The organism is Paenibacillus sp. J22P165, assembly GCF_059692015.1.
In genome coordinates, this window is the sequence record NZ_JCAUAP010000004.1 from 134,202 (window position 1) to 157,256 (window position 23,055).

Genomic DNA, 23,055 nt, shown 5'->3' on the forward strand with positions numbered 1-23,055 from the left:
AATGGCTGCTAGTACAGGCAGACCATTCTTTTTTTTTGAAGAATTATTTCCGGGGAAATCAAAAATAATAACATCCCGCGGATCATCCCAAAACATTCCAATAATGTATAAATTGTGATCTTTAAGGAAATATAATTATGTTTCGTAATGATTGTTTTGGGTGGGTGATGTGGCAATGGATAAGGCAATCGGTAAAATCAGTTTTTTACAAATGTGCATGATTTTTATGCTTATGAATGGACTTATGAGTCATGTAATCGTCATCACAAAACTTCTCGAAGCATCCCGAAGAGATTCATGGATTTCAGTTTTATTGGTGGGGGCGTTATTAGTTCCTTGGTGTGCTCTTCTTGTTGTGTTTATGAAGAGGTCAGGCCAGCAGAAGTTGCAGCCTTGGTTAGCTAGTAAGACCAACAGTTTCATATCATGGGTGATTGTATTTCCGATCTGTGTACAGTTGTTTCTAATTGGATTATCGACTGTCCTGTATACCGCAATTTGGACGAATGTCGCTTATTTACCGTTAACCCCCAAAATTGTGTTGGTAATTGTATTGTGCATAGCATGTCACTTTTACGCTATTTCAGGTTTACGCATGATAGCTATAAGTTCGGCTATCATGCTACCCGTTGTAATTGCCCTTGGGTACTTTGTTGCGCTCTCGAATGCCCCGCAGAAAGACTATACGCTTCTAAAGCCAGTTATGGAGTATGGATGGCAGCCCGTCTTACATGGCATGATTTATTCAGGAGGCGGGTTTATTGAACTTATCATGTTTTTGGCCATCCAGCATCGTCTGAAGTCCCGTGTTCGGGTGTGGAAAATCGTTGTTTTTGCAGTTCTTATGGTATACATCGCGATTGGCCCCATTATTGGCGCACTTAGTGAATTCGGACCTGAAGAAGCTGCTAAACAGTCTGAATCCCCATATGAACAATGGCGATTAGTCAAATTGGGCAGTAATATCGAGCATGTCGACTTTTTCTCTGTATTCCAGTGGCTTGCTGGCGCAATTATTCGAGTGGGCTTCGCACAATATTTACTTGGGGAAATGATGCCTTATAAAAGTTCGAAAAAACGTAATCGATTCCTCCTTTGCATTACAATTAGCTTCATTGCACTATCCATGATTCCCCTTGAGAAATATACACTTTACTTATGGATGTATCGATTTTATTTTCCAATTTCTTTAGGGATTGTTTTGTTCGTATCGATACTTTGCGTAACGATCTCGTTATTTGCCAAGAAGTTCAAGGAGGAAGCGGTATAAATGGGGACGACACTTGAGCTAATTGAAGGTTGGGATAAACAGAAGATCAAGGCGTTATTTCGTCACGCAGCGGACGTTGATTTGCAGGAATATCAATTTGGAGAAGGCAACTTTGCTGAAGTTGTTCTCATTTATTGTGGTGGGTTATGCGATTCCTCCCAGATTGCCAAAGTCGTTCTTCCAGAACTTGAAAGCTTTTATAGGAAACAAAGGTTAGGTGACATACAATTCGAGAATGGATTCATTTCATTACCCCTAATCGCAGTAGAATCTACTGCCTCGCAGGAGCAAATATCCGAATGGATCTTTCAAGGTGATCTCCTTCTGTTGTTCTCACAGACGAATCATTTATTGAGAATGAGTATAGCTCGTCGTCCGGAGCGTACTCCCGAGGAATCAAGTACGGAAATCTCCATCAATGGACCCAAAGATGGATTTGTGGAAGATATAACAGTTAATGTAGCTTTAGTTCGAAAACGTATTCGCAGTCATTCTCTCAACTATGAAGCTTTTACGTTAGGAAGGAGAACAAAAACAAAGGTTGGTTTGTTGTATTTTACGGATATCATTTCGCCTGATGTGCTGAAGGAAGTTCGAAAAAGACTGAATAAAATAGATGTCGATGGACTTGAAAGCATCAATCAACTGGAGCAGAATATTGCGGATAAGCCATTCGCACTGATGCCTTTGTTTGATTATACAGGCCGGCCAGACAAGGTAGTCAGCAGTTTGCTGAACGGAAGATTTGTTATTATCGTCGACGGTAATCCCAAGGTTCTAATCGGACCGGGGACTTTTTTACTTTTACTAAAATCACCCGAAGATATATATACCAGTTTCCAGTATACTTCGTTTGCACGTCTGATTCGCTTGATAAGCTTTCTCTTATCAATCTTATTACCGGGTGCATGGGTAGCGCTTACTTCGTTTCACCCAGATCAGATTCCCTTTCGATTAATGTCAACGATTGCCACCGCGCGTATTGGACTGCCGTTCTCCGGACAAATTGAAATGTTTATTTTGCTTATGTTGTTGGAGATTTTTAGAGAAGCAGGCCTTCGCCTCCCAAGTTCCATCGGCCAGACATTGACCGTTGTTGGTGGGTTAATTATCGGAGATGCAGCCATTCGTGCTGGGTTCGTTTCCCCAAGTGTCATCGTAGTTGGAGCTATTGTAGTAGTGACCGGGGCGACTTTAGTCAATCAAAATTTAAGTGGAGTCGTTAGTATGATCCGGTTCGCGTTTTTTTTCATTGCTGCCGTTTTTGGCATGTTTGGGTTAATCGTTAGTTTTGTGCTGTTTATTGGCTATATGTGCCAATTGAGTTCCTTCGGAGTACCGTACATGTCACCTCTGTCACCTCCAGTGTTTAAAGAGATGGGACGGGCTATTTTGCGACTTCCTTGGAACCAATATAAAAAAAGACCCGAAGACCTAAACACCTTAGATTCTGATAAGCAAGGGGAAGAAGCTCCTCATGAAAGTAATCATTAAATTGCATATCGTTCTGACTGTACTTGTGATTGTGTCAGGATGTTGGGATTCCAAAACCATTCAAAATATGGCTTATGTGACGGCCCTTGGGCTTGATTACAAGGATGGACATTTTACATCGTATATACAGATTCTAAATTTTTCGAATGTGGCCAGGAGCGATAAAATAGAGATTGGAAAAAATGTGCCGATATGGATTGGGAAGGGAGAGGGAGTTACTGTTGTTGAAGCTTTAACCTCGATCTATAAGACTTCGCAAATAAGAATATATTGGGGACATATCAAAGCGATCGTCTGTACGGAAAATCTATTTAAAAACAAAGTTGCACTCAGACAGGCCTATGATGCGATTAATCGCTATCATGAAGTCAGATACAATATCTTGCTATTTGGTACAAAAGAAAACTTCATAGACATTTTCTCGCAAAAATCACTGCTTAACCTTTCACCCTTGGATTCGATCATGGATACACCTGAGGAAAGTTTTAGACAGAGATCCTCTATTCAGCCTCAGTATGGTTACAAAAACATTGCCGAATTAAATGAAAAGGCAAGAACGATCATTCTTCCAACACTAGCCATCTCGAAAGAAGAATGGCAAGAGGATGGAAAAGAGAAGCCCATGTTTAAAATAAACGGTGCATTCGCCATGCAAGAACATCAAATAACGGGGTGGTTTTCCGAAGACGATCTTAGAGGAGTAAGATGGTTAAATAAGAAAATGAAACGTGTCCTTGTAGTCATTCCCGATAATAAAAAACCGAAGGCATCGTTAATGCTAACTAAATCTCGTCATAAAATAAAGCCGTTAATTGAACAGGACAAAGCGCGTTTTAACTTTCGTGTAGAGGCCACTGGAGCTGTTGAAGAAATGGTTGAAAATGTTTCTATTCAAGAAATGGAAGCACAAGCCGCACAAGTGATTCGAGATGAAATTCTATCGACGTATCGAAAGGGACTTGCCACGCAGTCGGATCTGTTGAATTTGTACGGAGAAATCTATAGAAACGATCCCAAAGCATGGCATCGCTTAAATGACGGAGATCATCTGGTGTTAGATGAGGATACCTTAAGTAGTGTTGATGTGAAAGTGAAACTTATACAAACCGGAAAATATAAAGGCAGAGTGCTTCCTGAGTAGTCTAGTCTTATTTAAGGACGGGGTCACCCTTTAGACCGAAGGTTTGTAAGGGACCAAAGGTGGTCATGCGGGTTATCAGCAAGGCCATCTCTCGGGGAGAAAGTTGCATACCGCTTTCCAACCAATGCTGAATGACTCCCAAATTTGCGGACGCCAAATAAGCAATAATGAAATCTCGCGGCACCGGTACGTGCTCAGCCTGATGCAAAGACAGTTTATCAAAAAGATGTTTTTGCATAATCTGTTTTACTTGGCTGGGATAAGCAGCATCGCCTTTAGGACCCAAGAGAACTCTGAAAAATACCGCATGCATGGTGAAAAAAACGAACAACTCCGTGAAAATCGGATGAGGCTCGTTACGTGCGGCATACTGGGTTATTTGAATAGGGTCAATGTTCTTGACGATTTCTAGAATGTTGTTGAGCATATCCTTTTTGCTCTGTTCCAGTAGATCGTATTTATCGCAGTAGTGCAAATAAAAAGTACCCCGATTTAAACCGGCTTTCTGCATTAAATCCCGGATGGTAATGCTTTCGAAGCCTTTTTCTTCTATTAAGTCGATTAAGGCATTTCTAAGCAATATTTTTGTTCGAATGATTCTAGGATCCGTCTTGACTTGCATGTTCTTCCGCCTCTCCGGCAACCTATTTTGTGAACTAATGAACACCCTTTAAACGGCAGTCGGATAAGCGACTTTTGGGGGTATGTTGATCATTGAATTAATCCTCCAACTTATTATAATAAGCTTTGTAAGCAATTATCAACACGAAGTTCATTTAATAGGAGGAGAGCATTTATGAGATCAGAAACGTCTTTTATGCACTATGTAAAAGAATTTATGAGTCAGCGACTTATTTTGTTTCTATTCTCTGTTTATTTTCTTAGCTGTTGCGGGGGCATAGCGACTTTCGGCAGTATTCGGACAGTGGCAGCAATGTGCGTAGGTCCCATTATTGTTGTCGTTATCGAATATACGGTTCACAGATACATTCTACATGAATTTCCGCGGATAGCTCCTTTCGCCTATAGGGGGCACGTTGCCCATCATCAATCACCCAATGACGTGAAACATTTGTTTGGACCTGTCTCTTTCGATGTATGTGCGTATTTGGTCATTTTTGGGTCGGCCTTTCTTGTGACTGGGTTGGATTGGCATCTGTCTTTTGCCGTCGTGTTCGGTGCATCTGGCTTTCAAATCTATTATCAATGGAAGCACTACATTTCCCATCGCCCAATTAAACCTTTGACTCCTTGGGGCAGATGGATGAAGAAAAGGCATCTGCTGCATCATCATATGGATGAGAAGGCTTTGTACAGTGTAACTAGCCCTGTGTTGGATATCGTTATGAGAACTAACCTGCCCAAATCATCCAAGACGCGGTCATCATAGTATTTGCCTAGTCATTATAATCATTCCTTATCATCATACATTTTGCATTCAGCAGCCAGAAAGAAAAGTAAGCGCTACCATGATGTCACATACCTACCTTTTATGTTTTTGAAACTTTCTTTATCGAAAACACTGACTTGATAGACAAAACTAATTTGATGGAGGATGTTGAGTATGAAAACAACAGGAATATGGCTTGGCTGGATCGGTATCATTTTAGCAATTATTGGATTTTTCTATTCACCCGTTTGGATGGGCAGCATTGCCGTTCTTCTCGGACTCATTTGCTTGGCTACCCCTAAAAAGGGACTGGCTTGGTGGTCAGTCGGTCTTGGTATAGTGGCATTTATCATTCCATACTTTAACTAAGCAAGCCTGGTATAGAGAGGACCCATTTTGTAAGGTAGGTATGTGACATCATGGTAACCCTTGCTTCGTTGCAAGGGTTCTTTGCTTTTTATCATAAATCCACCAACGATAAGCCATACTGTAAGGTAACTTACTTACAATTAGGAGGACCTGAATGAGCAAGCAGCATTGGCAAATCCCAGCTACAGAGGGTATCGGTTTCCGGCTCAAACGGGGTCAAGTGATTCGGGTTACGGATGTGGAGGGTGAACAAGTGGCCGACTTTGTGGCCTATCGTGGAGATGATTTCAGCGAGCGACTTGACCCCAGTGTTACGATGGACGCTTTACATGCGATGAAAGTGAAGCCTGGGGATATGATTTACTCCAATAAATATACGCCTATGCTCACGATTATTAGGGATACGGTAGGACAGCACGACTTTATTAACTCGGCATGTCGGCCTGAAATGTACGAGTTGCTGTATAATAAGCGAGACCACACCAGCTGCTATATGAACTTAAATGAAGCACTGGCACCATTTGAGATCCCCGCCCCAGATCAACATTATCCCTTTAATATTTTCATGAACACCATCATTCAACCATCGGGTCAAATCCTTGTAGAAAAGCCTTTATCTCAAGCAGGGGATTATATTGAGCTTCGTGCTGAAATGGATCTGGTTGTGGCGATATCTGCTTGTCCCTGCGAAGAAAGTCTCTGCAATGGGTATAAATGCACACCTATACGCGTCGATATCAATTAATCTTCTAATGAACTAGCTCCTCTCATACAATAACTTGTACAAGTTATTTGATATTCACGGGGGGAAAGTTATGCATGCGTTTGTCACTTATGTAATTCTAGGCATTTCGTTATCGGCTCCCATCGGTCCTATTAACGCTGCTCAACTCGACAAGGGAGCCAGATATGGCTTTACTGCGGCGTGGTTGATCGGGCTAGGCGCGATGTGTGCCGATTTGCTGTATATGCTGCTAATTTATTTTGGTTTAGCCCATTTTTTGACCACTCCTTTTATGAAAACATTTCTATGGTTGTTTGGCTGTTTTGTACTTATTTACACGGGCATTGATACGCTGAAAAACGTGAAAATAACTCAGGAGGTCAGCCCCCGCGAGGCACAATCCAACGTCAGTTCATTCCGATCTGGATTTATTATGGCGCTTACCAATCCGCTAAATATCTTATTTTGGCTCGGTATTTATGGCTCTATTTTAGCCGAAAGTGTACAGAATTACGGTCTTACCCAGGTGCTTTGGCATACCTCCGGTATCTTTGCCGGCATTCTTTTGTGGGATGTTGCTATGGCCACACTCGCCAGTTCCTTTCACAAGTTCGGGAATCGTACTATCCTGCAAACGATTTCTGTTACAGCTGGCCTTTCTCTCATTGGCTTCGGGATGTATTTCGGCTATCAAGCTTATAAGCAGCTAGTTGGTTAGCAGAGGTCTAACCGAGATACTCACCCATCTAATCTCCTTCGCATAGTATGCTTCGTACTTACGAAGGAGGTTATTACGACATGGCTGATCTATACGCCAAAGACTGGCTTGATACACATATGAACACCTTGGCCACATGGAAACAGGATGCTTTTCGTCAATTCGGCAATATGATTGCAGATTCAGGCAATACTTACCCTTGTATACCCGGCCGTCAAGGCTTCCTGACCAACAACCTACGCTTTGGTTTTGCTGCAGATCCAAGATCAGAGCAGGCAGCCCTTGATGCAATGGAGCTCTTGCAAGCCTATGGTCGTTGCTCACGGGAAACAGGGAAATTTGCCTCTCTGGTTATCTTTTTCGAAACACCAGATAACATGCTGAAAAGCTACTCAGTAGAAGACTATGAGCAGCTTTTTTGGTCTGTTCTTAGTGGGGTTAGCGCCAAAGATGAGGCCCCATGGCCTGACCATATTTCAAAGGATCCTGCCCACCATTCTTGGGAATTTTGTTGCGATGGGGAGCCCTATTTCTCCTTTTGCGGGACACCTGCCCACATGCTTAGAAAGAGCCGAATGTTTCCACATTTCCTTATTGCTTTCCAGCCGCGATGGGTGTTTGAAGAAATCAACGATTCTACGCCTTTTGGACGGAATATGAAAAAACGCATTCGCCAAAAATTAGAAGCATACGACAGTATCCCCGCACATCCATCTCTGAAATGGTACGGACAAGAGGATAACCAAGAATGGAAGCAATATTTTTTACGCGATGACGAGAGTATCCCTTCTAAATGTCCTTACACGTTTATGAAAAATAAACTAAAAGCTGTTGGTGTGCTTTTTCATAAATAAGATATCGTTACGCAGGCACTCTTCGTTCCGATTGATGCTTCATCCACCAAGTGATTAGGATAATCACCAAGACGATAAGAAGGCTAGTCCAAAACCCAGGTCTTCCGCTTTGCTCTAAGAGTGGCCCCGTTACGGCTACCAGAATAAGAAGAATAGCGCTCCAAGATTTCAGATGGCCAGTAAGTGTTGGCCGGAGTTGTTTGAGATAGGATGCGACGATAAGCAGCCACGTATATAAGAGCACCAAGCCCCCGGCTGTCGTTATATGTTCAAAGATTTTACTTGGCATGACTAGCGCAAGAACGATAGAAACACTAAGTCCGATCGTGTTCACACCTAGTGCATACAGGGGTAATTGCTTCTTGCCTTTCCGATTGGCCAGCCATGGTGGGGCATCGCCACCTTCCGCTAAAGCAACCAGCATCGTAGATACACCGTATAGCGAGGCAACGAGGATGGAAAATCCTGCAATAATTAGAACCCCATTCATGATATGCACGAGAATGGGTAATTCCATGATGCCAAGTGCGAGCAGCAGGGGGCTTTTATCAGGTGTTACGTGCTCCTTGGTAATAAAAAGAAGCGCTAAACTAATAGCTGCAACGTAGAGCACTGTAATCGCTAGGAGCATAAGCCTCCCAGCTTTAGTTGCCTCTTTGGGGTTTCGCAAATGGATGGCCATAAAGCCCATGACCTCAATGCCGCTAAACGCATAAAACGCATACAAGAGTCCTTTCCATGCGCCAGTCCAACCGGAACCAAACCAATGAGCTGTACTGCCCTGAATGGTGTTTATGCCATGGGTTCCTTTGAAGAAAACAACGCCAGCGATAGCGATGAATAAGAACACTGCCCCCATTTTCACGATAGCGCATATATTCTCGGTTTTGTTAATGCCTTTGGAGCCAAGAATGATAACAAAGATGGCAAGGATCGAGTAGCAAGCAGTCAGCAACCAAAGTGGCAGATTAGGAAACCAGAATTGTGTGAATATGCCAATGGCCGTTAAAGAACTACCTAGAATGAGCATTTCCGAGGACCAATATAGCCATCCCACACCAAATCCTGCCCAACGGCCATAGGCTTCCCTCACATAATTTCGAAAAGAGCCTTTTTCAGGGTTAGCAGCTGTCATCTGTGCTAAGGCTTCATATACAAATAAGGTAGCTAGTGCTGCTAATAAAAATATGGCAATGACCAGGAATCCACTCTTCTGAATGGCGATGCTGGATCCAAGGAAGAAACCAGTTCCGATTGTGCAGCCAATGCCGAATAGGGCTAACTGCCACCAGGACAGCTTGTTCGAGTTGTTATTGCTGTTCGAATGCCGCAAAGTTGCCATAAGTGATGAACCTCTTCCCTGGCTAAAATGTGAGAAAGCCCAAACAGCGGCCTTTGGGCCGATGCTGGGCTCAAGCTGCTAGCTAATGAACAGACGTTCCTCCTCTGTTATTCGGCGGCATTTGTGGAGCCCCGGTTGCGGGGACGAATGCTGTCAGCATGCTTTGCATATCGGAAGAGGCTAATTGTGGTACTTGGTAGTAGGCAAGTCTATTTTGATAGAGGAAGATTTCATATGCCATTTCTATGAAATTTTGTACCTGAGAAGCTAATACACGCCGAACTACGGGATTCGTTACTTCCACGGCGGTCATCGTTAGTAATGAAGCATGCGTTTTGACTAGACCCAGCATATGCCCACTTATTCCCGCATCCTTCACATCAGCGAGAGATTGGTTTGGCTTTTTCGGCGCAGTTGGCTTAATGCCGTAGATCGGATCGGATAATTGCCTAATCATATAGGTGGACGTTTCTTGACTTGGCTTTTGCCCGGTTGTGAAACACTCAGCGGTTACATTGTACTGGGCCAGTGTGAACTGATATTGACGATCCAAAATGTCTAGCAGCTCGCTATCTTGTACAAACTGCCTAAACATCATGAATTGGTCAAGCACATTGATGGTACAGGCCAACACCTCATGTAAATCGAAAAGCTCATGACCGCCGTGGTTTGTGTTTGGTATAGTTTGCGTTGGATTATTGGTTTGTATTTGCTGTTGCATAACGAAGTCTCCTTTGGTGTTGAGGTTAACGTAACTTCGTTAATGTTGGTATTAGATCTTTGGTTTATACATGGATATAAGATCTCGTATACCTATAACTGTTTTATCCGTTTTCTTAATATCCAAGAGAAGGTATTATTAGGTAAATAGTTCTTTGTTTAAGGGGTGAAATCATGCAGAACAACCAACCATCAGCCCAATTACAGCAAGCTATTCAGACTATTGTGTCTGCAATCAATCCGTATATGATTGGACGAACTGGTCCTTTGGTAGTGTCACTGGATGGGGGAAGCGGGGCCGGCAAATCTACATTGGCTGCTGAGTTGGCTTCAGAATTGGGTGCAACAATCATCCAATGTGACGACTTTTTTGATGCGACGATTACTGACAATGCGTGGGATTCATATACGGTGGATCAAAGATGTTATCGTTGCATTGATTGGCAGCGTATGCGGAATGAAGCATTATTACCACTACTGGCAGGTAAGATTGCTCAATATCACCCTTTTTCTTTTTCATCAGAAAATGCTTTGGCATCGCAAATGGTTACGTTGCAACCTTCCAACCTAATCATCCTCGATGGGATTTATAGCGCTCTCCCTGAGATGTTCGATGTTGATCACCTTACGGTTCTCGTAGATGTATTACCCGAACTTCGCCGCTGCCGGCATAATACAAGAGAGGGTACTGACGATGTGGAATGGCATCGCAGATGGGACCCTGTTGAGGATTATTATTTTTCAGTCTTACGGCCGCCAGCCTTCTATCAGGTAATCGTGTTTAACACGTAGTACATATTGTGCTAGAGGTAACGATATTTGAACGAACCAGAAAAGGCTGCCTCGTGGCAGCCCTTCATTTTGTTAATAAAGTATAGTTTACTCAGCCGTTTCATCAAGGTCTTCGTTGTAAGCCAATATCCCACGCTTAAAGTAATGCAGCTTTTCGTCAGAAGTAGTTTCCATTAAATTGGTAATCAAAAGCTCGACGCTTTCCTTGTAGTTTTGGCTATTGTACAGGGCCATAGCGAGAAACACTTGAATCGCCCGGTTCTCTGGAAATTCTCTCGATCCTCTGCGCAACGTGCTCACCGCGTTGTCGTAATCCCCCAAATAGCGATACGTACTCCCCAGCCCCATAAGGCATCTTTCTAAATCAGGACCAGAGAGGCCCAATTCAAGTGATCGGACATAAAATGGAATAGCCTCACGCCCCAGACCCGAATTGTCATGTGCGATTCCAGTCTGGTAGTGAGTCTCCGCATCATCCGGATATTTGGACAATCGTTCTAATAAGTGCCCGCGAACCTCGCTTAAGATCGCTTGATCTTGCTTAGCTCGTCCTTCTTCGCGCCGTTCTATTAATTTGCTCAAATCGTCTCTTGTCATATGATCACCTTTCCGATGTTCCATTACTCGTCCCATTTGGAATGAAGGACATGATGGCAAAAGTTAGGGCGCTTATATCCCGGAAGAAGCATTTCACAAACGTCCGCGTTAATCGTGCCGTATGTTGTTTCCGGTTTGTCTTTGAAGCCTTCCAAGAATGCATGTAAAATGTTTTGTTTGAAATGGTTGCGAGGAAAAGCCTCGACGACTTTCTGCCGCGCTTCTGCTGAGATGAGATCAAAGTTCTTCCCTACCACATCATAACCTACGCCAAAATTCATAAGCGCCGCTTCGGTTTCCTTGTACTCGACGATACCGATGCTTGTATGCAAGGCAACTGCATCCCAGACAAGCCGTATGGCATCTTCTGGAACGCCGCGACTTTTAAGGAAATCGCGGGCAGCATTAGCCCCATCGACCTCAAAGCGTTTGTCCGTGCTTCGGAATGCGGGAGTAAGACCGATATCGTGGAAAAGCGAACTGATATAAAGCAGTTCGGAATCGTATTTCAGTTGATTGAGGTTCCCCTTCATAGCTGCAAACAGATATACCCGATTCGAGTGGTTCCACAGAAGGTCGTCGCTATGCTCACGAACTAATTCAGCAGCTTCAACGGCTAGTTTACTATCTGGAATCTTGATATCAGCGATTAGATTCTTCATCGATACTTCCTCCTTAAACGTTGTTCTAGTTTGTACATCAGAGTAGACAAATGAAGTAACATTTCTGTGACAATGAAGGTAAAGAAATCCCAATTTTACCGGTTAGATATCGAGTTTCCGGGTGCCAAGCCATTTGACCTTTTCAGGATCGCGATGTGAAAAGAAGAGGCTCTGATTCGTATCTAATGTAGTAATCGACGCGATATCCTCTTGGCTTAATTCAAAATCAAAGATATCGAAGTTTTCGATAATTCTTTCTTTCCGAACAGACTTTGGAATCACCACGATTTCTCTTTGTGTCAACCAACGTAAAACAACCTGAGCAACGGATTTCTTATGCTTCTCAGCTATGGAAACCAAAAGCTCATTCTGGAATAAGTTATTTTTCCCTTCAGCAAAAGGCGCCCAAGATTCGATCTGAACTTGATTGTCTTTCATGAATTTTGCATGTTCGATTTGTTGATGGAAAGGGTGCGTTTCAACTTGGTTTACAGCAGGAACTACATCATTATGAATGATCAAATCGATCAGACGATCCTCATGGAAGTTACTAACACCAATTGCACGGACATTACCTTCACGATATAATTCCTCCATTGCGCGCCAAGAGCCATGCACATCGCCGAATGGCTGGTGAATTAAATATAAATCTAAATAATCCAATTGCAATCTTTCCAGTGATTTTTTAAACGCATTCTTTGTGCGCTCATAACCCGCATCCTGAACCCAAAGTTTCGTCGTAATAAATAATTCCTCTCTTGCCACGCCACTCCGCCTAATCGCTCTGCCAACTGCTTCTTCATTCAGATAGGAAGCGGCTGTATCAATCAGCCTGTAGCCTGCCATAATAGCGTCAAAGACGCTTTGTTCACATTCTTCATGATCTGCAATCTGAAATACACCAAATCCGAGTATTGGCATCTCAACACCATTGTTTAATATTACTTTTTGCATATAGATCCCTCCAATTTTTATTCTTATTATGCACCGGATGACCAAGAAACCGTTATACCATTCGTGTCAAATACTTGCCTAATCCTCTCACTAGCACTTACTTAACAGGAACATATGGACTATAATCAAACTATAAAAATAGGAAACAAGGAGGTACCGATGTCTGAAATAATCGCGAATCAGCAGAAAGAGCTCACCACAATTATAGAGCGCTATACACCTAAGGACGGTGTTCACCCAACGGCTATTCCATCCTTATTTTTCATGCGTGTATCCAATGCTGCCGGGCAAACCAAAGGATTTTACAAGCCCTCCTTTTGTATGGTAGTTCAAGGGGAGAAGGATGTCTGGCTGGGACAGGAGCGCTTTACCTATAGTCCTGCGGATTACCTTGTTGCGTCCGTTCATTTACCAGTTACCGCCCAAGTCACGGAAGCCACTCCCGATGTTCCCTATTTGGGTTTCAAACTTGAATTTACACCTAGTCAAATCTTAGAGATTTTACAGGATTCTGAATTTCGAGTTGATCCCAAAGAGACTCCTAAGCGAGCTATGTTTGTTAGTAAAATAGAATCAGCTTTGTTAGATTCAGTTATTAGGCTAGCACGTTTGCTTGATAATCCTAAAGATATTCCGATGCTTGCTCCACTAGTTACGAAGGAAATTCTTTATCGGGTACTGCAAGGACAGAATGGGATCATTCTAGAGCAAATCGTTATGGAAGGAAGCTCAACGCATCAAATCAAAGTTGTTATTGAACAAATCATGAATAACTATGACAGTCCCTTACGGATTGAAGAACTTGCCGAAAAAGCGAATATGAGTATTTCTTCGTTACATCGACATTTTAAAGAAATCACTGCGATGAGCCCACTCCAGTTCCAAAAACAGCTTCGGTTGCAAGAAGCTAGGCGGTTATTAGTAACGGAGGCGGTGGACGCTTCGGAGGTTGCCTACCGGGTAGGCTACGAGAGTGCCTCACAGTTTAGCCGGGAATATTCGCGCATGTTTGGTTACCCTCCCAAAGCTGACAAGAAGCGTATAAAGGAAACCTATGATCAAGATCAAGTAAATACGGAGCAAGTATCCAATGTGTGAGAGAAATAGGCAAACATTTAATATGATCAGGATATCGGTTTCTTTTTGATTCATTGCATAATGAAATTACGCAGGTATACGATGACATATTTTCAAAACAAAAATGATAAGTAAAGTAGGGATAGGAATGTCAGATTCTTCAAAAGAGCTTACTATCGCACAGAAAAACTTTGGAGATTTTGCTCCGAAGATTGTTGAATTAACCGATGATGTCTTATTCGGAGACATATGGAAGCGTGAAGAGCTTTCGCCGCGTGATCGCAGTTTAATTACAGTATCAAGTTTAATTACTGGTGGAAATACACAACAACTGAAAAATCATTTAAACTTAGCCAAAGAAAACGGTCTTACAGAAACTGAACTGATCGAAGTCATGACGCATCTTGCTTTCTATGCAGGTTGGCCGAAGGCAATGTCTGCCATGACGGTTGCAAAAGAGGTATTCTCGACAGAAAAATAACAATTAAGATGGGAAAGTGGTGGGTATCTTGGAATTTCGATCTTTAGGACAAACGGGATTAAAAGTAACAAATCTTTGTCTGGGTACGATGACTTTTGGCAACCAAGCAGATAAGAAATCCTCCTTCGAAATACTTGATAAGGCCTTCGACGCTGGAGTGAGTTTTATTGATACAGCAGATGTGTATCCCATTGGAAGGGCTTCATTAGCCATCGCGGGAGCAACTGAGTCAATTATCGGAGAATGGCTAGAAAGTAAACGAGATAAAGTAGTGCTGGCATCAAAATGTTTTGGTGCGATGGGGCCTGGAGCAAATGATCGTGGGTTGAGTAGGAAACATATCTTAACATCCGTGGAAGATAGCCTCCGGCGCCTAAAAACAGACTATCTTGACCTTTTTCAAGCACATCAATTTGACCCAAGCGTACCTATGGATGAAACATTACGTGCTTTCGATGATCTCGTCACGCAAGGCAAAGTTCGATACATTGGTGTATCCAATTGGCGTGCTTGGCAGGTGGCAAAAGCAAACGGAATTGCTGAAAGAAAAAATTACACCCGTATAGCGAGCATTCAGCCTCGCTACAATCTTTTGTTTCGAATGATTGAAGAAGACTTGGTTCCCATGGCTCTTGATGAGGGGCTTGGCATTTTCAGTTACAATCCACTTGCGGGTGGTATGTTGACTGGCCGTTATAAGAATCAGACAAGTGTCGAAGAGGGATCGCGTTTCGGACTCGGAAACAATGCGGGTTCATTGTATCAGGAACGGTATTGGCAAGAGGCACAGTTCAACGCGGTTGAGAAGTATCAGGCATGGTGCCAGGAACATCAGTTGGATCCAACAACGACGGCTGTGAGATGGGTTACGCAGCAACCGGGAATTACTTCAGCCATTATTGGTGCGAGTCGTCCAGAGCAATTGGACGCGAGTCTGCGTGCTGCTACCATGGATAAACTAACAGAGCAGCAGCTGGCTTGGCTTGATGGGCTCTGGTTTGCTCTGCCTCGTAAACGTGAGTTTAGTTAAGATAGCGTTGTAAAAGTAAAATAGCAGACTGACACTGATAGATCATCGGCGTTAGTCTGCTGTTTGCGTATTAGAAACATGTTTAGTTTGTAGGAGCTTGAATATAAGCATCACCAATGGACAAGAGGTCAGCTTCACTAGCATCCCCAATAATCTGTATATGTGAGATTGTGTTGTTTTTCTCTTTTATCATAATCAGAAGGGTGTGCATCTTGCCTTCTTTATCAGCAATCAGCTGCGAGTAGATCCCGTGTTCATTAAACTTGGTATTTGTCTCATATTTCGCGTCAAGGTTACCACTCTGAGTTACCGTGATTTGTTGCCCCAAGGAGTTTGAATAAACAGCTATATATTGATCAACACCTGAAGTTCTGGAAGTTTCTATTATGTGTTTAAAAAGAATTCCTTTACTCCCATCACGTTTCCAGCCGCCGATTGTTTCCGGTTCACGAATTGGAAACTCCGATACGGCTCGCGCTTCAGATAAACGATAAGTCTTTTGTACATGATTCGTATCGTCGGAGAATTTCTTCAATTGATCGATTTTTGCAACGTGATGCGCTGGCACCGATACCCTTTGTTTGTGTACATTCAGCATGGTACTCGCGTAGGCAACACTAGGAATTAGGATTGCTGCAGCTACAAGAGATACGGCTTTCCATTTGAAGGATTTACGTTTGGGGCGATCTTCTTGAGCAAGCCTTTGAAATAGACGAGCTTCAAATTTATCCATATCTACCTGTAAGTTATGATGTCTAAATTGTTTTGCTATCTGAAGCTTCTCTTCTAAATTCAATGTGGTGTTCCTCCTTAAGCAATTTTTGTAAGCGCGCACGTGCTCGATGAAGTCTTATTTTCACACTTGCTTTGGTAATTCCAATTAATTCGGCAATCTCGTGCACCTGTAAATCTTCAAAATAATATAAAACTATGGGGACCTTGTATTTCTCTGGTAGGGATAACACGATATTATAAATATCTCCTCTATGTTTTTTATCCAGATACATATTCTCCGCACTTGTAGCTACTTGTTCAGGAAAAACAGAAGTTACGATTTCACGCAAACTTCTTTTTTGATAGGTTCTACACTCGTTACTAACAATTCTATAGAGCCATGGAAATGGATTTTCAGGATCTTTTAACTGTTTCATGGAATGATACGCTTTAATAAAGGCATCTTGAACACGATCTTCTGCTGTTGATTGGTCTTTTACATACATATAAGCCACTCTAACTAACCGTTCTGAGTACAAAGTTACCCAATTTATAAATCTTTGCTCCATGGATATTTCACCTCACTATTAACTTAATGACTAACGGAAACCCTTTTTGGTTACACATGCGAGCGAACTATTTTATGGAATTTATGGTTTTATATATAAAAAAGACTGCCGAGGCAGCCTTTTTCACATCTCCATGTTCTATTTTTTTTCTATTACAGAAGAGAATACATTTAGTTTGTAGGAGCTTGTATATAAGCATCACCTATAGCCATGAGATCAGCCTCACTAGCATCTCCGATAATCTGAATATGTGTGATTGTGTTATTTTTTTCTTTGATCATAATCATCAGGGTATTCATCTTTCCTTCTTTATCTACAAACAGTTGCGAGTAGATCCCACTTTCATTAAACTTGGTATCTTTCTCGTATTGAACGTCAAGGTTACCACTCTGAGTTACTGTGATTTGTTGCCCCTGAGAATTTGAATAAACATCCATGTATTGATCAACACCTGATACTTTGGAAGTCTCTATGACATGTTTAAATAAGGTTCCTTTACTCTCATCACGATGCCAGCCGTCGATCGTTTCTGGTTCACGAATTGGAAACTCCGATAGGGCGCGGGCTTCAGATAACTGATAAGTCTTTTGGACATGATTCGTATCATCGGAGAATTTCTTCAATTCATTGATTTTTGTAACCTGATGCGCAGGCACCGTGATTGTTTCTTTGTGTGCATTCAGCATGGTGCTCGCGTAGGCAGCACTGGGAATTAGCATAGCGGCCGCTACAATAGTTACGGCTTGCCATTTAAAGTTCTTACGATTTTTCTTCACAATAGTCATGTGATAATCCTCCCAAAAGTTAATGAACAGACGCTTAACGTCTATTTCACGAGAATGACTATTTTCATTCGGTTTCGGTTACATTTTTTTTTAAAAATATGCAATAAACAGCAAAAAACACAGCCTAATGGGCTGTGTTTTGCTGTTTTTACATAGGGATGACATGATAACCGCGAAAGAGATTATTCGCTGTTGCTTAGAGCGAAGAAGTCGCGCGTATCTTGGCGCGATTTGGGACTTAACACGCGATCTAACTCTTCATTCAGCCAAAGCAACGATTTATTGTGGAGATGCTTGCGCATACTTTCCTCGGCATCGCGCATCGTTAAGTTAATGATGCAGGGAGTGGCTCGGGTGCAGGCCGCAAACTCCTCGTCTTGGCACAAATAACTGTTATCTTTAATATTTTTGCATTGAAAAATGGGTGATGAGCCTTCAACAGCTTCTACGACATCCCAAAACGAGATTTCCGCAGGAGGCTTGGCTAATCGATAGCCGCCTTTTACTCCAGGAACGGAGCTAACAATACCTGCCTTCGTTAGTTTACCGAAAATTTTCGAGAGATAGGTCTCCGAGATGCCTTGGAACGTAGATAGTTCTTTAATCCCTATAGTCGACTTAGACGGAATGTCGATTAAATATACCAAGCAATGCAGCGCATATTCAACACCTATACTGTACTGCATGCAAACACCTGCTTTCTGGACAACCAAACTTGATACTAAATATCTTAAGTGGATAAATGGCCCTTGTCAAATCAAGGTTTGGCGGATTTTGCAATAATTACACATGATCGAAGATTGACAATCAGTAAGGAAAACGATATTGTAGACAATGTTAATAGACGATAGATGTTGTCGACAATTAGTGTGTGAAAAGGTAGTTTGCGAAGGAACCTAAATTCAACGGCGTCACAATGGCGAAGAAAAAGAATTAACGGAGGTTAGACTTCATGAACAATCATCAAGATGAAGTGAAAAAAGCAAAAGCGATTTCCCACCATAACGAAGAAATTGAGTGGCAACCAGTAGAGCACGTTCCAGGAGAACGAATCTGTATTCGAGTAAAAGGGGAAGATACGAATGGTGCATATGCCATTTTGGATTTAGTTAAGGATTCTTCCTATGGTTCAGCGTTTGGCCCGCCAATTCATGTACATGTAAGAACCGACGAGATTTTCCGCGTCATCGAAGGAACAGCTCGATTCCACTTGGATGGAAAAGAGTTCGATGCCAAAGCAGGCGATATCGTTGTCGTCCCAAAAGGTACGCATCATACATTTGCTAATTTTGACACTGACACGCCTCTGCTTATGCAGATTACGTTTACTCCCGCGGGAGATGAGCTTGCTTTCCAGGATTGTGTTGGAAAGACAATTGAAGAAATCGTGGAACTGTCTAGAACCAAATACGAAGTTATCTTCACGGGGCCACCACTTGAAAAATAAATCGAGACATAGACTTGCAGATCATGAATAATAGACAATTTGGATTTCATTCATTAGGAGGAATTATACAATGAATAAAATGTTAATTATAAATGCCCACCCGAAAGTAGATTCCACATCTTCTTTCAGTTCGAACGTGCTTCATCATTTTCTGAAGACATATAAGGAATTAAACCCAAACGAGGCCATAGAACAAATTAATCTATACAGCGAAGAAATACCAGCAATCGATCAAGTGGTACTAAGTGCATGGGATAAGTTAGCGAAGGGTGAGCCAATCAACGCTGAAGAACAGAAAGTGACCTCGCGGATGGCGGAAGTACTGCAACAATTTAAGAGTGCGAATAAATATGTCATCGCTATGCCGCTGCATAACTTCAACATTCCGTCCAAACTAAAGGACTATATGGATAACATCATGATTCCTCGCGAGACATTCAAATATACCGAGAATGGTTCGGTAGGGTTGCTGAAGGACGGTCGAAGCCTACTCGTTATCCAAGGAAGCGGCGGCGTCTACACAAATAATGACTGGTATACGGAAGTTGAATATTCACATAAATATTTAAAATCCATGTTTAATTTCTTCGGGGTTGAAGATTATCAAATTATCAGAGCTCAAGGGACAGCTGTTTTCAATCGGGATGAAATATTGGAGAAAGTTTACAAAGAAGCTGAGGCAGCCGCTTCACATTTATCCAAAGTGACGGTTCAAACAACCTAATTAAAGACGTAAAAAGAGGAAAACCTACTGTGGAAAGGATGATCCAAAATCTCAAACGCACAAATTTCTATTGAAATTATGCCACTGAGAGCAGAAGACCGTAACCGCTGGATCTTCTTATCAAGGCTATAAGACTTTTTACGAGACGCATCTTCCTGACTCCATCTATGATGAGGTCTGGCACCGATTGTTACATGGCGATCAAATATATGGTTTTGGCGCACACTTAGATGGGAATTTGGTCGGGATAGCTCATTATCTATTTCATCAAACGATCTGGTTGGAAAATTCTTGCTACCTACAAGATTTATATGTCGATGAGGCTGCTCGAGGGCATGGGGTTGCTCGTGCACTGATTGAACGGGTAGCGCAATCGGCACGTGAACATAACTCTCTTCGATTTTACTGGTTAACTCATCATGACAATACGACAGCTCGTCTACTCTATGACAAAGTTGCCAAACACGAAGGATTTATTCGATATGAGTATTCTCTAAGGTAAAATAAATGCACTATTACGTTTAGTTTGGTTCCTCGTTATGAATATGGACATCACAATTAAGAAAGTATAAACCAGAGTGGCAGAGGAAAGTGTTCGCTTATCTAGATTGCCCTCGTGACAATATCGATAAATAATCCAGTCATAAAAGGAGAGTTCCAGAAATGGTAAAAGTGGAAAAGAAATTGTATACAGCTACTGTAAATGTTAAAGGTGGGAGAGACGGTAAAGCTGTTTCCAGTGACGGTAATCTTGACTTGGATTTGAGATATCCCAAGGAATTAGGAGGCAACGGAGCTGGAACTAACCCAGAGCAGCTGTTCGCTGCAGGATTTGCCGCATGCTTTGAAGGCGCGATGGGTACTGTTCTTAGAAAGAAGAGTATTAAAGCGGAGGGTATATCTATCGTTTCTAATGTTACCCTAGGCAAGGACGCGAGCGACGGCTATGTACTAGCCGTGAATATGGACATCACAATAAGCGGAGTAGAAACCAGTGTGGCTGAGGAAGTTGTCGCGGAAGCTCATTTGGTTTGCCCATATGCTAGAGCAACCCAAGGTAATATCGAAGTCATAACGAACGTAGTTGGTTAATCAGCGAATGAAAAGACCGCCAAAATGGCGGTCTTTTTTATGTGCAAAATCGTAGATTTTGTTTAAGTTTGATGCTTTCGATAATCTCCCGGTGTGATACCTATATGCTTTTTGAACGTTCGATTGAAATGGCTAATGTGATTATAACCAACACGTGCAGCAATTTCAGTCACATTTAAATCTGTTTCTTTGAGCAACGTCATGGCTGATAGAATGCGAATGTCCGTTAATAGCTCGATATAGGTTTTTCCTCTAACAAGCTTCAACATATGACTGAAATAAGAAGGGGCCATCAACGCTTTGGCTGCGACATCTTCCAAATGAAGGTCATCATGGTAATGCGACTCCATATAATCAATAGCTTCATAGAAGGCTTTTCTATGCAAAGCTACTCTATGGCTATCCTGTTGGCTCTGCAGGTGGACAAACCGCTTATACTGTCTGACGGTGATGACGAGAAGTCTGAGCAGTTCGGCTTTTATCGCCAAGCGGTAACCTTCTTCTTGAGACTCCCATTCGGCGAGAATAACATGGAGCAGGCTTTCAACCACCGTTTGCGTAGAGGGAGGAAGTGTCATTTTGGGAAGCAAGTCTGCGTCGGTAATCAGAGGTCTAATATAGGCAAAATCAACAAAGGTCTCCATGTGTGCCAAATCTCGAAGGCTGTCATTGAGCGCATGGGGCATAAAATCGACTTGAATCATAACGAAATCCATCGATTCGCGGAGCTCCAAACGATGCTCCTGGTAGGGGTTGGGGCTCCATTATTTTTCTAGCGGCGATCACGACGATTGATCCTCAACAGTATGAAGCAGCGAGAATGGATGGGGCAGGCAGGCTCAAGCGGAACATCGTACTTGTCGGTCAAATGACAGATACGACCGTAAGCTCGGCGATTGGCAATAAACAAGTCGTATTGGAATCGCTTAAATATGCTGTCATTTTGGTGGGTACACTGCCCATTTTGCTCGTCTATCCGTTTATTCAAAAGCATTTTGTCAAAGGCGCTATGATGGGGTCCGTTAAAGGGTAAGAGGAGGGGGAAGACGATGCGAAACTCGTTTTGGAAGAGTCAATTATCGGAGATTGAAGCTGGTGTTCGTAACGTCAAGTTGGGAACCGCCAGTGTGCTTGCTAAGTCGGCTGGGGGAAGAAATATCTATATGGTCGAATACGGCGAGAAGGAGAACTTCAGACGTAAAGCTAACTACAATTCAGCATGTGGAGCGGGAAATCCAAACCATTATGCGGATAAAAGCAAAGCGAATAAGCCCGTTCTAATGATTATCGGAGGCATCCACGGAGGTGAGTTGGAGGGGATCGTTGCTGTGATGAACCTCATCCAACTCCTTGAAAAAGGGAGCGATTTCCGCGGGAAACGACATGATTATATTTTGGACAATGCGTCTAAATTCCGGCTGCTACTTATTCCTTGCATGAACCCCGACGGACGAGCCCGCCTGCCGATTGATTCACTTATTGAAGTGTCCCATGAAGATTGTGTTTATTATATGCAAGGAACTTGGAAAGACGGATCACTATGTGCGTGGCCGGACTGTAAGGCTGTGCATCCCATAAAAGATGCTTCGGATTATCTTGGTTCTTATTTTAACGATGACGGTGTAAATCTGATGCATGATAATTTCTTTACTCCGATGGCGCAGGAAACCCGTGCGTTGCTCGAGCTCGCCGATCTGGAAGCGCCAGATATGACCGTGCAACTACATGGCGGTGCCAACAACGCTAATCACTTTGTGGAGATTCACTACTTGCCCTATGCCGTCATGCAGAAGCAACAGGTGTTTAATCAGCAGCTTGGTGCCGCTTATGCCAAGCAGGGTCTTCCTTTTGTTGAACGTAATCAACTAGTGGCTAGCGAGGGCACTCTCTCCAATCCTTCATTCAACCTGACCTCTGCCATCCATCACGTCTGCGGTGGCATGAGCATGACTTTCGAATCGAACATGGGGCTTGCGGCGCCAGGTGTTAAACTTTCTCAAGATGAGATTCTAGACAGCCACTTTGTTTTGTTTGAGGGAATGCTTCGGTTTCAATCATAAAGCTAAGATTAGTGAATAGAGTGAGGCCAGGACTCTAGGGAAATAGTGG

At 42.6% G+C, this 23,055-nt stretch carries 29 protein-coding genes; 18 read left to right on the forward strand and 11 right to left on the reverse strand.

All coding sequences use genetic code 11. The features are described from left to right. Nucleotides 1-175: 175 nt before the first annotated feature. The 3 genes from AC58QM_RS11040 to AC58QM_RS11050 are packed head-to-tail and all read left to right on the forward strand — an operon-like array spanning nt 176 to nt 3,905. Nucleotides 176-1,270 (forward strand): endospore germination permease, encoded by a 1,095-nt coding sequence (locus tag AC58QM_RS11040; protein ID WP_497284451.1) that lies wholly within the window; start codon nt 176-178, stop codon nt 1,268-1,270. Next, complete coding sequence (locus AC58QM_RS11045; protein WP_497283846.1) at nt 1,271-2,764, forward strand: spore germination protein; 1,494 nt, start codon at nt 1,271-1,273, stop codon at nt 2,762-2,764. Beyond that, entirely contained in the window at nt 2,748-3,905 is a 1,158-nt protein-coding gene (locus tag AC58QM_RS11050) for a Ger(x)C family spore germination protein (protein ID WP_497283848.1), read from the forward strand. The genes AC58QM_RS11045 and AC58QM_RS11050 overlap by 17 nt, the downstream gene beginning before the upstream one ends. Before the next feature lie 7 nt (nt 3,906-3,912). Here the strand turns inward: AC58QM_RS11050 and AC58QM_RS11055 are convergent, their stop codons facing one another. Next, entirely contained in the window at nt 3,913-4,527 is a 615-nt protein-coding gene (locus tag AC58QM_RS11055) for a TetR/AcrR family transcriptional regulator (protein ID WP_497283850.1), read from the reverse strand. A 174-nt stretch (nt 4,528-4,701) separates the two neighbouring features. On the opposite strand from AC58QM_RS11055, the gene AC58QM_RS11060 reads away from it, so the two are divergent. The 5 genes from AC58QM_RS11060 (at nt 4,702) to AC58QM_RS11080 (ending at nt 7,960) form a co-directional block, all read left to right on the forward strand. Continuing rightward, nucleotides 4,702-5,295, forward strand: coding sequence for a sterol desaturase family protein (locus AC58QM_RS11060; RefSeq protein ID WP_497283851.1), 594 nt, complete (start codon nt 4,702-4,704; stop codon nt 5,293-5,295). Between the two features lie 174 nt (nt 5,296-5,469). Continuing rightward, entirely contained in the window at nt 5,470-5,664 is a 195-nt protein-coding gene (locus tag AC58QM_RS11065; RefSeq protein ID WP_497283853.1) for a hypothetical protein, read from the forward strand. A gap of 154 nt (nt 5,665-5,818) precedes the next feature. After that, on the forward strand, nt 5,819-6,409 hold the full coding sequence (locus AC58QM_RS11070; protein WP_497283854.1) for a DUF1989 domain-containing protein: 591 nt from the start codon (nt 5,819-5,821) through the stop codon (nt 6,407-6,409). Between the two features lie 70 nt (nt 6,410-6,479). After that, on the forward strand, nt 6,480-7,106 hold the full coding sequence (locus AC58QM_RS11075) for a LysE family translocator (protein ID WP_497283856.1): 627 nt from the start codon (nt 6,480-6,482) through the stop codon (nt 7,104-7,106). Nucleotides 7,107-7,186: 80 nt separating this feature from the next. Then, nucleotides 7,187-7,960, forward strand: a complete 774-nt coding sequence (locus tag AC58QM_RS11080; RefSeq protein WP_497283858.1) for a YqcI/YcgG family protein — start codon at nt 7,187-7,189, stop codon at nt 7,958-7,960. A gap of 7 nt (nt 7,961-7,967) precedes the next feature. On the opposite strand, the gene AC58QM_RS11085 is transcribed toward AC58QM_RS11080, so the two are convergent. Both AC58QM_RS11085 and AC58QM_RS11090 read right to left on the reverse strand, forming a co-directional pair. Next, nucleotides 7,968-9,302, reverse strand: a complete 1,335-nt coding sequence (locus tag AC58QM_RS11085) for an amino acid permease (protein ID WP_497283859.1) — start codon at nt 9,300-9,302, stop codon at nt 7,968-7,970. Between the two features lie 82 nt (nt 9,303-9,384). Further along, nucleotides 9,385-10,023 (reverse strand): spore coat protein, encoded by a 639-nt coding sequence (locus tag AC58QM_RS11090; protein ID WP_497283861.1) that lies wholly within the window; start codon nt 10,021-10,023, stop codon nt 9,385-9,387. 173 nt (nt 10,024-10,196) lie between these two features. Here AC58QM_RS11090 and AC58QM_RS11095 point away from each other — a divergent pair, with 173 nt between their 5' ends. Then, the gene (locus AC58QM_RS11095; RefSeq protein ID WP_497283862.1) at nt 10,197-10,814 is read left to right on the forward strand and encodes a uridine kinase family protein; all 618 of its coding nucleotides are present in this window, start codon (nt 10,197-10,199) and stop codon (nt 10,812-10,814) included. Between the two features lie 87 nt (nt 10,815-10,901). Here the strand turns inward: AC58QM_RS11095 and AC58QM_RS11100 are convergent, their stop codons facing one another. The 3 genes from AC58QM_RS11100 to AC58QM_RS11110 form a co-directional block, all read right to left on the reverse strand. Further along, complete coding sequence (locus tag AC58QM_RS11100; protein ID WP_497283863.1) at nt 10,902-11,435, reverse strand: tetratricopeptide repeat protein; 534 nt, start codon at nt 11,433-11,435, stop codon at nt 10,902-10,904. Then, nucleotides 11,435-12,073, reverse strand: a complete 639-nt coding sequence (locus AC58QM_RS11105) for an HD domain-containing protein (RefSeq protein WP_497283864.1) — start codon at nt 12,071-12,073, stop codon at nt 11,435-11,437. Before AC58QM_RS11105 ends, AC58QM_RS11100 begins: the two co-directional genes overlap by 1 nt. Before the next feature lie 102 nt (nt 12,074-12,175). Next, nucleotides 12,176-13,027, reverse strand: a complete 852-nt coding sequence (locus tag AC58QM_RS11110) for an aldo/keto reductase (RefSeq protein ID WP_497283865.1) — start codon at nt 13,025-13,027, stop codon at nt 12,176-12,178. Nucleotides 13,028-13,186: 159 nt separating this feature from the next. On the opposite strand from AC58QM_RS11110, the gene AC58QM_RS11115 reads away from it, so the two are divergent. The 3 genes from AC58QM_RS11115 (at nt 13,187) to AC58QM_RS11125 (ending at nt 15,615) form a co-directional block, all read left to right on the forward strand. Next, a complete protein-coding gene (locus tag AC58QM_RS11115; RefSeq protein ID WP_497283867.1) occupies nt 13,187-14,125 on the forward strand; it encodes an AraC family transcriptional regulator in 939 nt (312 codons plus the stop codon). A 127-nt stretch (nt 14,126-14,252) separates the two neighbouring features. After that, the gene (locus AC58QM_RS11120; RefSeq protein ID WP_497283869.1) at nt 14,253-14,585 is read left to right on the forward strand and encodes a carboxymuconolactone decarboxylase family protein; all 333 of its coding nucleotides are present in this window, start codon (nt 14,253-14,255) and stop codon (nt 14,583-14,585) included. 28 nt (nt 14,586-14,613) lie between these two features. Further along, the gene (locus AC58QM_RS11125) at nt 14,614-15,615 is read left to right on the forward strand and encodes an aldo/keto reductase (RefSeq protein WP_497283871.1); all 1,002 of its coding nucleotides are present in this window, start codon (nt 14,614-14,616) and stop codon (nt 15,613-15,615) included. 82 nt (nt 15,616-15,697) lie between these two features. Here AC58QM_RS11125 and AC58QM_RS11130 read toward each other — a convergent pair whose 3' ends face one another. From AC58QM_RS11130 to AC58QM_RS11145, 4 genes are all read right to left on the reverse strand, one after another. After that, on the reverse strand, nt 15,698-16,411 hold the full coding sequence (locus tag AC58QM_RS11130; RefSeq protein ID WP_497283872.1) for a hypothetical protein: 714 nt from the start codon (nt 16,409-16,411) through the stop codon (nt 15,698-15,700). Then, a complete protein-coding gene (locus AC58QM_RS11135; protein WP_497283874.1) occupies nt 16,371-16,898 on the reverse strand; it encodes an RNA polymerase sigma factor in 528 nt (175 codons plus the stop codon). Before AC58QM_RS11135 ends, AC58QM_RS11130 begins: the two co-directional genes overlap by 41 nt. A 170-nt stretch (nt 16,899-17,068) precedes the next feature. Then, complete coding sequence (locus tag AC58QM_RS11140; RefSeq protein ID WP_497283875.1) at nt 17,069-17,683, reverse strand: hypothetical protein; 615 nt, start codon at nt 17,681-17,683, stop codon at nt 17,069-17,071. 182 nt (nt 17,684-17,865) lie between these two features. Next, nucleotides 17,866-18,369 carry an RrF2 family transcriptional regulator gene (locus AC58QM_RS11145; RefSeq protein ID WP_497283876.1) on the reverse strand — a complete coding sequence of 168 codons (504 nt, stop codon included), beginning with the start codon at nt 18,367-18,369 and terminating at the stop codon, nt 17,866-17,868. A gap of 266 nt (nt 18,370-18,635) precedes the next feature. Between AC58QM_RS11145 and AC58QM_RS11150 the strand changes: the two genes are divergently transcribed. The 4 genes from AC58QM_RS11150 (at nt 18,636) to AC58QM_RS11165 (ending at nt 20,946) form a co-directional block, all read left to right on the forward strand. Beyond that, nucleotides 18,636-19,130: a cupin domain-containing protein gene (locus tag AC58QM_RS11150; protein WP_497283877.1), complete on the forward strand. Its 495-nt coding sequence runs from the start codon at nt 18,636-18,638 to the stop codon at nt 19,128-19,130. A 70-nt stretch (nt 19,131-19,200) separates the two neighbouring features. Then, entirely contained in the window at nt 19,201-19,854 is a 654-nt protein-coding gene (locus tag AC58QM_RS11155) for an FMN-dependent NADH-azoreductase (protein WP_497283878.1), read from the forward strand. Between the two features lie 163 nt (nt 19,855-20,017). Next, a complete protein-coding gene (locus AC58QM_RS11160) occupies nt 20,018-20,356 on the forward strand; it encodes a GNAT family N-acetyltransferase (protein WP_497284453.1) in 339 nt (112 codons plus the stop codon). A gap of 161 nt (nt 20,357-20,517) precedes the next feature. Further along, on the forward strand, nt 20,518-20,946 hold the full coding sequence (locus AC58QM_RS11165) for an organic hydroperoxide resistance protein (protein WP_310225620.1): 429 nt from the start codon (nt 20,518-20,520) through the stop codon (nt 20,944-20,946). Nucleotides 20,947-21,008: 62 nt separating this feature from the next. Here AC58QM_RS11165 and AC58QM_RS11170 read toward each other — a convergent pair whose 3' ends face one another. Then, nucleotides 21,009-21,680 carry a helix-turn-helix transcriptional regulator gene (locus tag AC58QM_RS11170; RefSeq protein WP_497283879.1) on the reverse strand — a complete coding sequence of 224 codons (672 nt, stop codon included), beginning with the start codon at nt 21,678-21,680 and terminating at the stop codon, nt 21,009-21,011. Nucleotides 21,681-21,766: 86 nt separating this feature from the next. On the opposite strand from AC58QM_RS11170, the gene AC58QM_RS11175 reads away from it, so the two are divergent. Both AC58QM_RS11175 and AC58QM_RS11180 read left to right on the forward strand, forming a co-directional pair. Beyond that, nucleotides 21,767-21,979: a hypothetical protein gene (locus tag AC58QM_RS11175; RefSeq protein ID WP_497283881.1), complete on the forward strand. Its 213-nt coding sequence runs from the start codon at nt 21,767-21,769 to the stop codon at nt 21,977-21,979. 16 nt (nt 21,980-21,995) lie between these two features. After that, nucleotides 21,996-23,006, forward strand: coding sequence for a M14 family zinc carboxypeptidase (locus AC58QM_RS11180; RefSeq protein WP_497283883.1), 1,011 nt, complete (start codon nt 21,996-21,998; stop codon nt 23,004-23,006). The last annotated feature ends 49 nt before the right edge of the window (nt 23,007-23,055 follow it).